The organism is Pontibacter korlensis (assembly GCF_000973725.1).
GTDB classification, from domain to species: domain Bacteria; phylum Bacteroidota; class Bacteroidia; order Cytophagales; family Hymenobacteraceae; genus Pontibacter; species Pontibacter korlensis.
Genome location: NZ_CP009621.1, coordinates 170,862 through 185,869, shown reverse-complemented (window position 1 = coordinate 185,869; position 15,008 = coordinate 170,862). Strand labels below are relative to the sequence as shown.

12 protein-coding genes are annotated in these 15,008 nt (G+C 42.5%); 10 read left to right on the top strand and 2 right to left on the bottom strand.

What is annotated here, in order from left to right; all coding sequences use genetic code 11:
• Positions 1-25 precede the first annotated feature (25 nt).
• From PKOR_RS00805 to PKOR_RS00780, 6 genes are all read left to right on the top strand, one after another.
• Complete coding sequence (locus tag PKOR_RS00805) at positions 26-790, top strand: formyl transferase (protein WP_046308651.1); 765 nt, start codon at positions 26-28, stop codon at positions 788-790.
• An 18-nt stretch (positions 791-808) separates the two neighbouring features.
• Positions 809-1,825 (top strand): polysaccharide deacetylase family protein, encoded by a 1,017-nt coding sequence (locus PKOR_RS00800; RefSeq protein WP_046308650.1) that lies wholly within the window; start codon positions 809-811, stop codon positions 1,823-1,825.
• A 176-nt stretch (positions 1,826-2,001) separates the two neighbouring features.
• Complete coding sequence (locus PKOR_RS00795; RefSeq protein ID WP_084694675.1) at positions 2,002-3,234, top strand: glycosyltransferase family 4 protein; 1,233 nt, start codon at positions 2,002-2,004, stop codon at positions 3,232-3,234.
• A 100-nt stretch (positions 3,235-3,334) separates the two neighbouring features.
• On the top strand, positions 3,335-3,952 hold the full coding sequence (locus tag PKOR_RS00790) for a sugar transferase (RefSeq protein ID WP_046308649.1): 618 nt from the start codon (positions 3,335-3,337) through the stop codon (positions 3,950-3,952).
• Between the two features lie 177 nt (positions 3,953-4,129).
• A complete protein-coding gene (locus PKOR_RS00785) occupies positions 4,130-4,726 on the top strand; it encodes an acetyltransferase (RefSeq protein ID WP_046308648.1) in 597 nt (198 codons plus the stop codon).
• 1 nt (position 4,727) lies between these two features.
• Positions 4,728-5,870 (top strand): aminotransferase class I/II-fold pyridoxal phosphate-dependent enzyme, encoded by a 1,143-nt coding sequence (locus PKOR_RS00780; protein ID WP_046308647.1) that lies wholly within the window; start codon positions 4,728-4,730, stop codon positions 5,868-5,870.
• Positions 5,871-6,046: 176 nt separating this feature from the next.
• Here the strand turns inward: PKOR_RS00780 and PKOR_RS00775 are convergent, their stop codons facing one another.
• A complete protein-coding gene (locus PKOR_RS00775) occupies positions 6,047-6,319 on the bottom strand; it encodes a hypothetical protein (protein ID WP_046308646.1) in 273 nt (90 codons plus the stop codon).
• 672 nt (positions 6,320-6,991) lie between these two features.
• Here PKOR_RS00775 and PKOR_RS00770 point away from each other — a divergent pair.
• Both PKOR_RS00770 and PKOR_RS00765 read left to right on the top strand, forming a co-directional pair.
• Entirely contained in the window at positions 6,992-8,923 is a 1,932-nt protein-coding gene (locus PKOR_RS00770; protein ID WP_046313862.1) for a polysaccharide biosynthesis protein, read from the top strand.
• 381 nt (positions 8,924-9,304) lie between these two features.
• The gene (locus tag PKOR_RS00765; protein ID WP_071843094.1) at positions 9,305-10,069 is read left to right on the top strand and encodes an outer membrane beta-barrel protein; all 765 of its coding nucleotides are present in this window, start codon (positions 9,305-9,307) and stop codon (positions 10,067-10,069) included.
• A 317-nt stretch (positions 10,070-10,386) separates the two neighbouring features.
• On the opposite strand, the gene PKOR_RS00760 is transcribed toward PKOR_RS00765, so the two are convergent.
• Entirely contained in the window at positions 10,387-11,286 is a 900-nt protein-coding gene (locus PKOR_RS00760; protein ID WP_046308645.1) for a flavin reductase family protein, read from the bottom strand.
• Positions 11,287-11,835: 549 nt separating this feature from the next.
• On the opposite strand from PKOR_RS00760, the gene PKOR_RS00755 reads away from it, so the two are divergent.
• The gene (locus PKOR_RS00755) at positions 11,836-12,621 is read left to right on the top strand and encodes a polysaccharide biosynthesis/export family protein (protein WP_046308644.1); all 786 of its coding nucleotides are present in this window, start codon (positions 11,836-11,838) and stop codon (positions 12,619-12,621) included.
• A 19-nt stretch (positions 12,622-12,640) separates the two neighbouring features.
• A complete protein-coding gene (locus tag PKOR_RS00750; protein ID WP_046308643.1) occupies positions 12,641-14,998 on the top strand; it encodes a GumC family protein in 2,358 nt (785 codons plus the stop codon).
• Positions 14,999-15,008: the final 10 nt, after the last annotated feature.

The following is a 15,008-nucleotide window of genomic DNA, read 5'->3' as shown; positions in this document are numbered from 1 at the left end:
TTATCATTTAAAAACGGCAATAATAATGAAAGTGGTTCTCCTTGCAGGAAGATCTGCATCCACACCGTTAATTTACAATTATCTGAGTAAAGAAATTTCCTTTGAAGCTGTTCTTATTGAAGATAAAGTTTCGAGCAGACAATTACTAAAACGAAGAATTAAAAAACTTGGGTATGGTGTGGTGTTTGGGCAACTAGTTTTTCAGACTTTGTTTGTAAAATTATTAAGGAAGACTTCGCAGAAAAGGATAAATGAAATCCTGTCCCAATATGAGTTGGATACAAGACCTATTCCGGATGAAGAAATAACTTATATTCCTTCTGTTAATGACGAATCAGCGATTGCAAAATTAATAGAAATAGCGCCTGATATAGTGGTTGTAAATGGCACGCGAATCATATCAAAGAATGTGCTTGAGACGGTTCCTGCAACTTTCATTAATATGCATGTTGGTATTACTCCTGGTTATAGAGGTGTTCATGGAGCATACTGGGCTTTAGTAAATGAAGATAAAAGTAATGCTGGTGTAACCATTCATTATATTGACCAAGGTATAGATACAGGAAAAGTAATTGCGCAGGATACTATAAATGTGACGGATGAAGATAACTTTGTGACCTATCCGTATCTACAGACAGCAAAAGGATTAAGATTGATGTTATGCGCAATCAAATCGATTATAAAGGGTGAGAGACCAGAATCTGATTCAAAAGTCGCTTTCTCTAAGCTATGGTCACATCCTACTATTTATCAATATTTATATAATTACCTTTGTAAAAATGTAAAGTAATGGGGGCAGGTGTATTCAATGGAGAATTTTAAAAACATACCCACCTTTACCATTTCCCTAGATTTCGAGCTGTATTGGGGCGTGTTTGATAAAGTAGCACTGGATATAAAACAGTCTTACTTTAGCAATACCCGTCGTATAGTACCGGAATTACTGGCTCTTTTTGCGCAGGAAGAGGTGCATGTAACTTGGGCTACAGTCGGGATGCTTTTTGCTAGAAACTGGAAGGAGTGGCAGGAGTATCAGCCGGTGCAGCAACCAACTTATGCAAATAAGCAATTATCAGCTTACCGTTTGCAGGAGCTATATAGCCAAAACAGCCCAATGAGTACTAGCTTCTTCGCTCCCGAACTAGTGAAACATATTGCCAGCACATCTTACCAGGAACTGGCTACGCATACCTACTGCCACTATTATTGCAATGAGCAGGGGCAATCGCTGGATCAATTTAGAGAAGACCTTAGATCCGCAAAACGTATAGCCAGCGTCAAAGATTTGCCAGCACCAACTTCCTTGGTGTTTCCGCGCAACCAATTTAACCAGCAGTATCTGAAAGTGTGTTTTGAGGAGGGAATTACCAGCGTTCGTTCCAACCCAAAAGAATGGTTCTGGAGAGATACAGTAGAAGATAAGCTGTTGAACAAGGTTTTCCGTACCGGGGATGGCTATCTGCCCCTTGGCCAGCGGACTTCTTTTCCGCTGTCATCATTAGAGCATGTGGAGGGAATGCCCCTGGCCATACCGGCTAGCAGATTTTTAAGGCCGGTAATCGGCAGTAAACCTTTACTGAACAGACTCCGCCTGACGCGCATCTTAAACGAAATGACAGAGGCTGCTAAACGCGGAGAGTGTTACCACTTGTGGTGGCACCCGCACAATTTTGGGGACTATCCTGAGCAAAGTATGACAGACCTTCAGGTAATCATCCGTCATTTTAAGCAACTTCAGCAGCAGTATGGAATGGTGAGCATGACAATGCGGGAGATTCAGGCATACGTGAAGGAAGAGTCACAACGTACTACTGAAGATAGGTAGCACATTATTCAATTCAACATGCTCCCAAAGTTATGTTGATATGCCTTGGCTCATGTATCCATTCATATAGGGGTGGAGGTTTCTTACCTGCTGCTTTTTTCAATAACTTTGTTTAATAAAAATATCTCTTGTATCCTCCTCAATTTATTAAAAATGAAGGCAAGAGAGGAGTAATTATGACAAAAATTTTCCGCATCACCACAGTGCCAATTTCGCTGCAGAAGCTCATCACCGGGCAGCTGCCGTACATGCATTCTAAAGGTTTTGAGCCGCTGATGATATCAGCTGACGGGCCGGAAGTAAAGGCAGTGGTGGCAGAGCAGGAGTGTGAGCATGTGCTGGTACCAATGACCAGAAAAGTAACCCCACTGCATGATCTTCGTTCGTTGTGGGTCTTTTATAAACTTTGTAGACGACATAAGCCGGAAATCATCCACTCTCACACTCCCAAAGCTGGTATTATCGGCATGCTGGGAGGTAAACTAGCGGGTGTGCCTGTTCGCCTGCACACGGTGGCTGGTTTGCCGTTGATGGAGGCAACTGGTATCACGCGCCGCATCCTAAACACGGTAGAAAAGCTAACCTATGCCTGTGCAACCAAAGTTTACCCAAACTCGACCGTACTAAAAAACTTTATACTTGAAAGTGGTTTTTGCGGCCCTGAAAAGGTGAAGGTGATTGGCAATGGCAGCAGCAATGGCATTAACACAGACTTTTTTAATTCTAATGCATTAGATTATAATAAACTAGAGCAGCTGAAGCAAAAGCTGGACATACAACCCGATGATTTTGTTTTCGTGTTTATAGGGCGGTTGGTAAAGGATAAGGGCATAAGAGAGTTAGTTTCAGCCTTCAAAGCGGTGCAAGTGAATTATAAGAAAGCTAAACTTTTACTTGTAGGACCATTGGAGCAGGACCTGGATCCGCTTCCAGTGGAGACATTGCAGGAAATTGAGCAGAACGAACGAATTCTATCGGTAGGTTTCCAGAATGATGTACGGCCCTACCTGGCGATGAGCCATGCGTTAACTTTCCCTTCCTATCGGGAAGGATTCCCAAATGTGCCTATGCAGGCAGGCTGCTTTGAGTTGCCTAGTATCGTAACAGATATCAATGGCTGCAACGAAATTATAATAGAGGGCCAGAATGGATTGATCATCCCTCCAAAAAATACAGAGAAACTACAGAAGGCAATGGAACGGCTAATAGCAGATAAGGGGTTATATGCTTTTTTGAAGGCTAATGCCCGTCGCATGATAGTAGAACGATACGACCAGCAGCATTTCTGGGAGTTATTGTACCAAGAGTATCAGGAGCATCTGCAAGAGAAAGGCCTGCTGAGTGATGCAAATAAAGACAAACAGGTTGTTATCGATAATACTAAAAGTACCTTTTCTGCGAGATCATAAAAGGTTTACGAAGAATTAAAACTAAATTTTGTGTAATTTACATATTGGAGTAGTTGTACCGGCGTGATAAATTTTTTTCGGCACATCTGCTCTTAAATATATGAACTGGCTTTACCGTAATTTCCTTAAGCGCATCATTGACTTTATACTAAGTCTCACTGCTTTTATCGTGCTGCTCCCTGTTTTTCTTGTCGTTACAGCATTATTATACTTTGCCAATCAAGGAAAACCTTTCTTCCTGCAGTCACGTCCAGGCAAAGATGGGAAAATCTTCCGTGTGATCAAGTATAAGACGATGAATGACCAGAAGGACGCGCAGGGAAACTTAATGCCGGACGAGGTCAGGTTAACACCTGTTGGCAGGTTTGTGCGCAAAACCTCTCTCGATGAAATTCCACAACTGCTAAATGTGATCAAAGGTGACATGTCCTTGATTGGACCACGCCCACTGCTGGTAGAGTACTTGCCTTTGTACAATGAGGTGCAAAGGCGACGACATGAGGTAAGGCCTGGCATCACAGGTTGGGCGCAGGTAAACGGGCGTAATGCCATTAGTTGGAGTGAGAAGTTCAGGTATGATGTGTGGTATGTAGATAATATGTCCCTATGGCTTGACCTGAAGATCATCTTTATGACGGTCTTCAAGATCTTCAAATCTGAAGGAATCAGTGCGGAGGGCGTGGCTACTATGCCAAGATTCCAGGGGAATGACAGATAACTCAGAACAATTCTTTGTAAGAACAAAATTTGGTTCACGGTCATCTTCCTCCTACTGCTTTCAAAAGGCACTATAGATCTCAAATTTTGTGATATCTCCGTGAGAATCGAACTCAGTGATAAAGCAAAAGCCTATATATTTTTAACTATCTAACTCCTAAACACCCTAACTTGAAATATGTACCTATACGGAGCCAGTGGGCATGCTAAAGTCATCATTGATATACTTGGAAGCATAGGAGTATCAGTGGCAGGTTTATTTGATGATAACCCAGACCTGAAGGAGCTTGCCGGCATCAAGGTGTTAGGGGCATTCAGTTCTAAGCAGAACCTGGATGAGGAGCTTATCATTAGCATTGGCAATAACAGTATTCGCGCAAAAATTGCAGAACAACTGAATGTAAAGTATGGACAAGCAATTGCTAAAACTGCTATCTTGTCACCCACTGCTTCTGTAGGAGAAGGTACAGTGGTGATGCAGGGAGCCATTTTACAAGCTGACGTTCTGGTTGGAAAACATGCCATTATTAATACTGGAGCAAAGGTAGACCATGATTGTAGAGTGGGAGACTTTGCACATTTGTCGCCAGGCGCTGTACTTTGCGGAAATGTGTCGGTAGGTGAGGGCACATGGATAGGAGCTGGAGCTGTCGTGATACCCGGCATTAAGATAGGGAAGTGGTGCAAGATTGGAGCTGGCGCTGTTGTCATTCGTGATATCCCAAACAACGCTGTAGCTGTAGGTAACCCAGGTAAGATTATAAAATACTGTTGATATGAACGAGAAAATCTGGCTCTCTTCACCGCACATGGGTGAAAATGAGTTCAAGTATGTAAAAGAAGCTTTTGATACAAACTGGATCGCGCCGCTTGGCCCGCATGTAGACGGCTTTGAACGTGATCTGGCTTCCTATCTGGGAGAAGGTGTACATGTAGCAGCTCTGAGCTCAGGTACTGCTGCTCTACACCTGGCGCTAATCATACTTGGTGTACAGGCAGGCGACGAGGTGATCTGTCAATCGATGACCTTTTCTGCCTCTGCTAACCCTATTGCCTACCAAGGAGCTATACCTGTTTTTGTCGATAGTGAAGAAGATACCTGGAATATGTCGCCAGAGTTCTTAAAAGCTGCCATTCAGGATCGCATCGTGAAAGGTAAAAAGCCAAAAGCCATTATTGTGGTGCATTTGTATGGAATGCCAGCTCAGATGGACAAGATAATGGCTATTGCTGATAAATATGAAATTCCTGTAGTGGAAGACGCTGCCGAAGCGCTCGGTTCATCTTATAAGGGACAGAAGCTTGGAACTTTTGGTGCGATGAGCATCCTGTCGTTTAACGGCAATAAAATTATTACAACCTCTGGTGGTGGCGCCCTGGTTTCTAAAAATGAAGAGTGGATCAGAAAGTCACGTTTTCTCGCGACTCAGGCGCGAGATGCCGCTCCGCATTACCAGCACTCGCAGATAGGCTATAACTACCGCATGAGTAATATTTGTGCAGGCATAGGACGTGGCCAGATGGAAGTACTTCCGCAGCGTGTGGAGAAGCGGCGAAGCAACTACAGTTTCTATAAAGAAGCGTTTGCAGAAATTGATGCTATACAATTTGCAGATGAGCCAAGTGCAGATTACTACTCCAACAGATGGCTGAGTACGATATTAGTGGAAAGCGGAGGAGGAATGACCAGGGAGGATATTCGTCTACACCTGGAGAAAGATAACATTGAAACTCGCCCGCTTTGGAAGCCGATGCACCTGCAACCTATTTTTGCCGATGCACCTTTCTATGGTGATGGTACCAGTGAGCGTCTATTTGAGAACGGTCTATGCCTACCTTCTGGCTCGAATTTAACTGATGAAAATCTTCATCGTGTTATTTCAGAGTTGAAGAGCCTTTATAAATCTGCTAAGGTATAAAGTAGAAACGTAAGATCTTTTTTCTATGACTAGTCGACTTAAGAGATGTACCGTTCTTGAAGATCGCCATCCATAGAAGAGCACACTACAGCTTACATTTTACAGAAACACATTCATGTATAAAAGAAAACGCAGCACCAGATATATGCTGCGTTTTCTTTTATACATGAATGTGCTTATTTACCTGTAGGATTGTTGCCTCCTTGACCGCCTCCGCCGCCACCTGTCTGGCTACCTGGGCGAGCCTCATTATGCCTGTTCTTGCTCCACGAACCCTGCCCTTGCTGCTGACTGGCTGTTGCCTTGGTGCCGCCTCTTCCTTCATCTACGCCTCCTTTGATATTGGCTGTGTTTGAATAATCTTCCGGGTTAGGCTGTGAGTTAGCATTACTAGCTAAATTTCTTTTAGTTAGTTCAGTCTGACCTTTTTTATTTTTGTTATCTGCCATATCGATATTTCTATTTATTTGATTGTCCCACAACTTTTGTAGGTCCCTTCCTTTTTTACGACCATCATAGGGTGAAGTTTATTCAAATAATAGTTGCTATAGGTTTGTTAATTGTTGGCTGGTACTTTACTTCTAAGAAAGAGTTATGTAAAACTAGGTTTTAATCTGGTGATGTCAGGAAAGTAACGTTGGTTGCTATGTTATGTATATTTCCCAAAGGGAAGAATATTTGCTAAAACATATATTAAATAAAGAGTATTTGATTTTACAGAAAGATAATCTTTAGCAGAATCAATAAAAAAATACTATTAGCTGTCCGATTTTTAATGCTATATTTGCACTGATTTTAGTAGGGAATGTATTTTGCTTTACTAATATTCTGGTACAGCCCTAATCCTGCTTGAATCATGTAAGGAGGCCTAGTAGGTAACCGATAGATGTTACAACTTATCCTTTTTCTTTGCGTTCATTAAGGCACATTGTAGTGCAGGCAACTAAACTGCACGTAATAGTATAACTTTACTTAGGGTAGTTTAAGTGATGTTATTATTTTTGTGTGTTATTATTTTTTGATTAGTGGTAGAAAAGATTTACAACTGAATACAGTATTTGGAGCTGCACACTTACTCAGAAAAGATTGACGCAGAAATAAATACTGTAAGGGTTTGCTATATGAAAATATTACTTAATAAGTCACTTCCTAAGTGGATAGTGCTTTTGATTGACCAACTGATCATGAGTTGGTCTTTTGCCCTTTCCTTCTTCATCATCAAACAATTTCACTTTGAAGAAATCATGCGAGGCCATTTTCTGGTCTACATGGGTCTTTTCGGACTTGTTTCCCTGATCACGTTTTACACGATGCGCATCCATACCGGCCTGATCCGGTATTCAAGCATTTACGATATATACCGAATTTTCTCTGCCGTACTTGTAGCCAGCCTGGCATATGCTGCCCTTATCGGCTTCTGGGTAGCGCCAGTTCACAAGATTGATTCTGTTAACATTTACCTTGTACTGCTCATCAGCTTCTTTGTCTCTTCTACGCTACTGACACTGGTAAGAATGGGGGCAAAGGCCTTGTTTATTTTTTTTAAGCGCAGTGCTCCAGGTGAGCGCGAGCGTGTGTTAATCTATGGTGCGAATGGCTTTTCTATTCTGCTAAAGCAGGCACTAGAAACAAGCGGCATGGGGCGTTTTGTGATTGCCGGTTTTCTGGATGAGAACCCGAACAAGATTGACAAAAATATTCACCAGATACGCGTGTACCACATTGATGATATCGAGCGCCTGCAACAGAAGCTACGTGTAGATAAAGTTATCGTATTTGCTGAGAACCTAAAATCAGATAACCAGAAGTTGTTTGTAGAGCGCTGTGTAGAGTTGGGGGTTAAGGTACTTACAGTGCCACCAACGGAGCAGTGGATGTCAGGCCAGCTTAGTATGAACCAGATTAAAGATCTGAAGATTGAGGATTTGCTACAGCGTCCACCGATCGTGATTGAGAATGAGCGTATCAGCAGCGATTTGAAAGGGAAGAGAGTACTGGTGACGGGTGCAGCTGGTTCTATAGGCTCAGAGATTGTTCGCCAGGTGATGAGCTATAAGCCGGAACTGCTGATTGTGTGTGACCAAGCTGAATCGCCTTTACATGAGCTGCAATTGGAAATGGAAGAGCAGTATCCGGAAGGTAATATGGCCATCTTTATTGGTGATATCACTAACTCAACCAGGATGTACTCCATGTTTAAAGAGTATACACCAGATGTAGTCTACCACGCGGCTGCCTATAAGCACGTGCCGATGATGGAGAACAATCCATGTGAGGCGGTGCTGACAAACATTATGGGTACAAAAAATCTTGCTGACTTATCGCTCACTTTCGATGTAGAGAAGTTTGTGATGATTTCTACAGACAAAGCTGTGAACCCTACTAACGTAATGGGAACCTCTAAACGCATTGCTGAAATTTACATTCAGTCGCTGAATAACCTACACCATGGTAAAGTAAACGGCAATAAGCACCCTTACACGCAGGTGTCGCAGACAAGATTTATTACCACTCGATTTGGTAACGTGTTAGGCTCAAATGGCTCTGTAATTCCGCGCTTCCGTCAGCAGATAGAGAAAGGTGGCCCAGTAACTGTTACACATCCGGATATAACCCGATATTTCATGACAATACCAGAGGCTGTACAGTTAGTACTGGAGGCTGGTACCATGGGTAGAGGTGGCGAGATCTTTATCTTTGACATGGGAGAGCCTGTGAAGATCGTAGACTTAGCCAAAAAGATGATCAAGCTGGCTGGGTTGATACCTGATGTAGATATTCCTATCACGTTCACAGGGCTAAGACCTGGAGAAAAGCTTTTTGAAGAGCTGCTTAATAAAGAAGAGCAGACTATTCCTACGCATCATAACAAGATAAAAATCTCGAAAGTGAGACACTATAGCTATGATGATGTAGCGGTTGACATAGACGAACTGATGCAACTAAATAAGACAAAAGACGAGCTGCAGGTTGTAAGAAAGATGAAGCAGATTGTGCCGGAGTATATCAGCAAGAACTCACGTTTTGAAGAGCTGGACCTACAGATGAATTGAGTCCCTACAGTGTAGATATAAACAAGAAAGCCCGCTTAAAAAGCGGGCTTTCTTGTTTATATCTACACTGTTATGAATTGGCAGCTTTTGTGAATCCATGAGAAACAAGCATGCTTTTTAAATCGAAAATTAGGCAACAGTAAATGCAGGTAAATAATGCCGTAAATATCTATTAAGTAAAGTATCATTAAAACTTAAAAGTAATACTTCAAACTATAGTTTTAGATTAGTCATCTTATCAAATATACCTCACATCCACAAACATATGCTGCTTCATCTTAGCAGGAAAATTGCACTGCTTTTTAAAAATAATTTAAATATTACAATTGTTATATGTATAATTGTGTCTAATATCAATGCTAACATTTACCTTAGTGCGTCATGAAACAAAAGTCTACTTTAATTTTACTACTTCTAATATTTTTTAGTTCTGCCGCACATGTGCAGGCGCAAAGAAAACACAATCCAAAGTTTCGTCACAGTACGAACTTTAGCTTTCGTCACGAACCTAAGTTATCATTCTTTGTAGGTACAGGCTTATCTATCATGAACAGTGATAATCCATCAGGGATGAGCTTTAGTACAGAGCCAATAAAAAAGAATGGTTTTGGTCCTACTGTAAATGTAGGCACCTTATATAATGTTACCCCATATATTGGAATATTGGGTAACTTGGAATATGCCCGATTTAGGGGATATGAGGGAGACGCGGATTTGAATACATTTTCTTTCCGTTCAGAAGGGATTAGTGCTTCGGGCTCTGTAGTAATAAACCTTCTCAGCAACTATGCAGGCACTGGTATCTACAGGTCTAAGCGCAGAAGGCTGATAGTACCTTATGTAAAAGCTGGTATAGGTATTATGCACTACAAGGCATCTTCATTTAAGGAAGGCAGAGGAGATATAGCTTACGAAGAGTTTGAGTCACAAACTAAATATCCTGCGACAGCTGCTGTGGTGCCTGTAGGTGGTGGGTTCAAAATATATTACACCAAACGCATAAGCTTTGTGCCTGAATTTAATCTAAACTTTATTACAACAGATTACCTGGATAACATGAAGGAAGACAAGGGGGTTTTAGGTAGAAACGACCACTTTGCAAATTTCTCATTTAAGGTATTGTATACACCAAGCAAGAAGATGTAAAATTAACTTTATCAATCAAACCTAAAAAAGTCCCTCCTTTGCACCATAAACGGCAAATATAAAGGAGGGATTCTTTTAGGTTATCAAGAGACCTTCAACTTATGGAAAAGGATATGCTTCGTTAAGATCAAATTCATTGGTCCTCCACCTATGAGCTACGCTTGGGCAAGCTCCAAAGTGGGAAATGAAAAAGGAACTCACCAAACAAAAAGAGGGAAAGCAAGTGGAGCAAGTAGTTGCTTTCCAGAAAGTAATGTTTAGTTATTATAGTAGCTCTTGAGGAGTTTAGTTTGGCAAAAATCAGAATGCAATTAATCTTATACCTTTTCGCTAAGAAGTAGTACCTCCCAAGCCTTTTTCACTTGTTTATCTTCTAATAGCTTCTTTCCTAAAAGCTGCAATTCCTGTTTGAGTTTGGCCGCATCTTCTTTGTACCTGTTATATACATACTTAACCAAGGGATCAGACTTAACAAGCTCAGCATTTACACCAGATGGTACAGTCTCTATGTTCCCTAGCCGCGCAAGATTATTGCCTGTTAGTAAGGAACTGCTCCGAATGAAGCCAGGAAGACCATCAATGCCAATGCCTTTGTTATGAACAGGTTTGGGTAATTCAAAAACACAATTCCCGTTGGCACGAATGTAGTAATCTCCGCCCATACGTGCCACGGCATCTAATTTATAAGGATCTATTTTACCATCCCCATCCAAGACCTCCTCATTGATATGAGCTAGCAGTACTTCGCAAATAACAAGATTGCCTGCTCCTCCTTCAGGGCCCAAACTAACCACCTCGCTAACCCTGCATTCAAAGGCAACTGGAGCCTCTTTTACGCGTGGAGGCTTTACCCTAACCGATGGTTCAGGAGTCAGCCCTGCCTTTAAAAACTCATTTACACCACGGTCATACTCAGTGCTAGCCAGTGACATTTGCTCAACCAGTGCATAGTTTGAGATGTTTATCACTACCTCCCGTGTCTCCAGTACATTCTCTAATGTATGCTTGGTAGTGTTGTCACGCACGCGACGGGCAGGGGAGAAAACAACAATAGGTGGCTTGGCACTGAAAACATTAAAAAAACTAAAAGGGCTAAGGTTTACATTTCCCTCCAGGTCAGTTGTGCTGGCAAAGGCAATAGGTCGGGGTGCAATGGCACCTAACAATAGCGCATGAACATCGGAGGTCTTGGTGTGCTGCGGGTCTACGGTTTTCATTTGCATGAGTCAAGTATAATAGTTATTTCTCATAATGAAGCCAAATAAAAGCAGAGACAAACAGGAGTTATTCCTACTACTCCTAAAGTACAGGATAATGTGGTCTCATGAAGCTAGCTTAGTACTGGTGTTGATGTAAGGCTTGCAAGAGTCAAATAGCCGCCTGTGGAGGATGAAAGAATGTTGTCGCCTAAAAACCAGCCGGTGCAGGTATGAAGACAATGTGGGGTCAATCCTGAGCATGCTTTATAACAATACGTAGAAATCAAATAAATTTGTTTTTAACGTAACAGAGATATAAAATGAGATAATCATAGCTCAACAGTAAATAGTAGCAATGGATAGCTAAATGTTAGCTAAGGGGACTGGCGCTTCCTTTTTATAAGTTAAGATTCTGGCCATATATAGACAAATTTAAATAATTTTTAATTTTATTGATGGTATAATAGGTGAAAGGCTTACATTTGCAAAATGTATGGGCTACGGTAACTTTGAATAAAAGTTTCAAATTGTGGTCTCTGACAAGTAATTTGTAAGTAATACCCTCGAATGAAATCCAACTTAATCTACCTGCTCCTCCTAAGCCTTATTGCCTCTTGTGGACCTACCCGAAATTTAGCTTATTTTAGCGATCTGCAGGAACAGGCAGTATATAAGGAAGAAGTTGCTAACACCACGGAGTCCAAAATTCAACCTGATGATCTGCTGAGTGTATCCGTAACAAGCCTTAACCCAGAAGCAAATGCAGTATTTAATAGAGGCATAATACCTCCGGCAGGTATTGTTACTGATTTTGGTGTAGGGAGCAGAGGTGCCAATATTCACAGTGAAGGGTATTTAGTAGATCAGAATGGATATATTGAGTATCCAGTGCTAGGTAAAGTCGAGTTAGGTGGCTTAACAAAAGACGAGGCAAAGGCTAAGCTTGCTAAAGCACTAGATGAGTACCTCAAAGATCCCATCGTAACCATCCGCTTCCTTAATTACAGAGTAACCGTTATCGGAGAGGTAAACCGTCCTTCTACCTTTACTATTCCATCTGAAAGAATTAATATCCTGGAGGCATTGGGTATGGCCGGCGACATGACCGCTTTTGGAAGGAGGGAGAACGTGCTAATCATTCGGGAGGAGAATGGCGTGCGAAGCATGACGCGTGTAAACCTCAATAACAAAGAAGTGTTGAAATCTCCTTACTTCTACCTACAACAGAACGATGTGGTGTATGTAGAACCTGATAAGATGAAGCAGGTGCAGGCCAGCACGAACACACGAACGCTTTCTATCATCACCGCAGTTACTTCACTTGCCATTGTAGTGGCATCTAGGTTATTCTAAGCATTATTATAATACAAGTATGTCTGAGAAAGAGGTCTTCCAGTTTGAATCTGAGGAAATAGACATTAAAAACATTTTGCAAAAGTACCTGCGCTATTGGTACCTGTTTGTGATTGGTGTTGTAATATGCCTTGGTCTGGCCTTCCTGTACCTGCGCTATGCCACGCCTGCCTATAACATCAGTAGTACTCTTCTCATCAAAGATGATAAGAAGGGACCTGACCTGTCTGGTAATGCCGTGTTCAGTGACTTAGAGCTTTTTAAAGCCTCCAAGAATATTGATAATGAGATCCAGGTGCTAAAATCCAAAAGCCTTATGCAGCGGGTGCTCACGGAGCTGTCGCTGTATACAAGCTACTATGTCGAGGGAAACATCAAAACGTCCGAAGTGTACGGGCGCTCCTTGCCTGTAAAAGTTATAGTAAGTACGCTTGATTCTGCCGCGTTTGATAAAACCTTAACGCTTTATATTAAAGACAACAACAGCTTTGAGCTGGAAGGGGAAGAAAGCCAGGAGCGCTCTGCGTACAAGTTTGGGCAGGAAATAAAGCATGCCTATGGCACTTTTACTGTTGTGGCAGCCTCCGGTGTTAGTACAAGAAATAAAGCGAATCTCATTATTAAGTTTCATGATATTCGCAAACTGGCGGATTATTATAACAAAGAATTGACTGTTGCGCCTGTTAACAAAGAAGCGAGCGTGCTCACCATCAGCTTAGTGGACCCTGTACCAGAGAAAGGGAAGGACATTATCAATAAGCTGGTGGAGGTGTATAACAAGGAGGCGGTCGAGGATAAGAACTTGGTGGCAGCCAGCACGATTGAATTTATCGACGAGCGCCTGAAATTTCTTACTACGGAACTGACGGATGTAGAGAAGAATGTTGAGCAGTACAAGCGCGAGAATGAACTGACAGACGTAAGCTCTGAAGCACAGCTCTACCTGCAGCGGGCAAGCGAGTATAACAAGCAGCTCGCAGAATTTGAGATACAGTTGGATGTACTAAATTCCATAGAAACCTACCTGAGCAAGCATCAGGAAGGAGATTTTGAGGTGGTGCCTAGCACGCTGAATATACAGGACCCGACCCTGCTGGGCCTGATTAACAAGTTTAATGAGCTGCAGCTGGACCGCCAGCGCATGCTGCGCACCACGCAAGCTAATAACCCACTGGTGCAGAATATGACGGACCAGCTGGCGAACTTGAAAACAAACATTCTAGAGAACCTGCGCAACATTAAGAATGGGTTAGTTATTACCCGTAACAACCTACAAGCAAGTTCGGCCCAGTTTGAGTCCCGGATACAGCAGGTGCCTTCCATTGAACGCGAGCTGCTAGAGATAAACAGGCAACAGGGTATTAAAGAAGGCTTGTACTTATACCTCCTACAAAAGCGGGAAGAATCTGCGCTCTCCTTGGCCGCTACGGTTTCTAACTCTCGTGTTATCGATTCGGCCATGGCCGGAGACCTGCCCGTAAAGCCTAAAAAGCAGCTTGTGTACTTGCTTGCTATTATACTGGGGCTGGGAATTCCTTTTGCCTGCATTTACCTCAGAGACTTGCTTAACGATAAAGTGCAGACACTGCAGGATGTGAAGAAAGGAACGGCTACGCCTGTATTAGGTGAGATCTCACATAGCGAATACCCTGATAAGTTGGTGGTGACAGAGAATAGCCGAAGCGCTGTGACGGAGCTTTTCCGTTTAGCTCGCACTAATCTTCAATTCTCTACTGTAGGTAATGAAAACAAGGTGATCCTGGTTACCTCCAGTATGACCGGGGAGGGCAAGACTTTCTTTAGCATCAATATGGGGGCCAGCCTGGCACTGACAGGCAAGCGTGTGGTGCTGGTGAATTTCGACCTACGCAAGCCGCGCTTGATGCAAGACATGGGTTTATCAAACGAAGTAGGTATCACAAACTACCTGATCTCTGAGAAGCTAGCTGTACAGGACATCCTAACCCCATCTCCATCGGTGCCTGGGCTGTATGCCATTGGCTCCGGACCTATTCCGCCTAACCCTGCAGAGCTAATGCTAAGCTCTAAGGTAACACACTTACTGGAAGAGCTAAAAGAGCAATTCGACCATGTGCTGATAGATACACCTCCGGTAGGGCAGGTAGCAGATGCCTTTACCTTGGCTCCATTAATAGATTCTAGTGTCTTTATAATTAGGTACGGTTACACACATAAATCACAGATTGACATTGTAGATGACATTTACAAGAATAAAAAATTGAACCATCTCATGATCGTGTTGAACGATGCCAAGAAGGAGAATGGCTACGGCTACGGGTATGCTTATGGGTATGGCTATGGCGAAAGCAGCAAGAAGGGGTGGAAGAAGAAGCTGAAGGCAGGTATGGGAGCTTAAGTGAAGTAAC

Excerpts from the sequence above, each read along its gene's own strand:
- PKOR_RS00805 (WP_046308651.1), top strand. The coding sequence starts at position 26 with ATGAAAGTGGTTCTCCTTGCAGGAAGATCTGCATCCACACCGTTAATT.
- PKOR_RS00800 (WP_046308650.1), top strand. The coding sequence starts at position 809 with ATGGAGAATTTTAAAAACATACCCACCTTTACCATTTCCCTAGATTTC.
- PKOR_RS00795 (WP_084694675.1), top strand. The coding sequence starts at position 2,002 with ATGACAAAAATTTTCCGCATCACCACAGTGCCAATTTCGCTGCAGAAG.
- PKOR_RS00790 (WP_046308649.1), top strand. The coding sequence starts at position 3,335 with ATGAACTGGCTTTACCGTAATTTCCTTAAGCGCATCATTGACTTTATA.
- PKOR_RS00785 (WP_046308648.1), top strand. The coding sequence starts at position 4,130 with ATGTACCTATACGGAGCCAGTGGGCATGCTAAAGTCATCATTGATATA.
- PKOR_RS00780 (WP_046308647.1), top strand. The coding sequence starts at position 4,728 with ATGAACGAGAAAATCTGGCTCTCTTCACCGCACATGGGTGAAAATGAG.
- PKOR_RS00775 (WP_046308646.1), bottom strand. The coding sequence starts at position 6,319 with ATGGCAGATAACAAAAATAAAAAAGGTCAGACTGAACTAACTAAAAGA.
- PKOR_RS00770 (WP_046313862.1), top strand. The coding sequence starts at position 6,992 with ATGAAAATATTACTTAATAAGTCACTTCCTAAGTGGATAGTGCTTTTG.
- PKOR_RS00765 (WP_071843094.1), top strand. The coding sequence starts at position 9,305 with ATGAAACAAAAGTCTACTTTAATTTTACTACTTCTAATATTTTTTAGT.
- PKOR_RS00760 (WP_046308645.1), bottom strand. The coding sequence starts at position 11,286 with ATGAAAACCGTAGACCCGCAGCACACCAAGACCTCCGATGTTCATGCG.
- PKOR_RS00755 (WP_046308644.1), top strand. The coding sequence starts at position 11,836 with ATGAAATCCAACTTAATCTACCTGCTCCTCCTAAGCCTTATTGCCTCT.
- PKOR_RS00750 (WP_046308643.1), top strand. The coding sequence starts at position 12,641 with ATGTCTGAGAAAGAGGTCTTCCAGTTTGAATCTGAGGAAATAGACATT.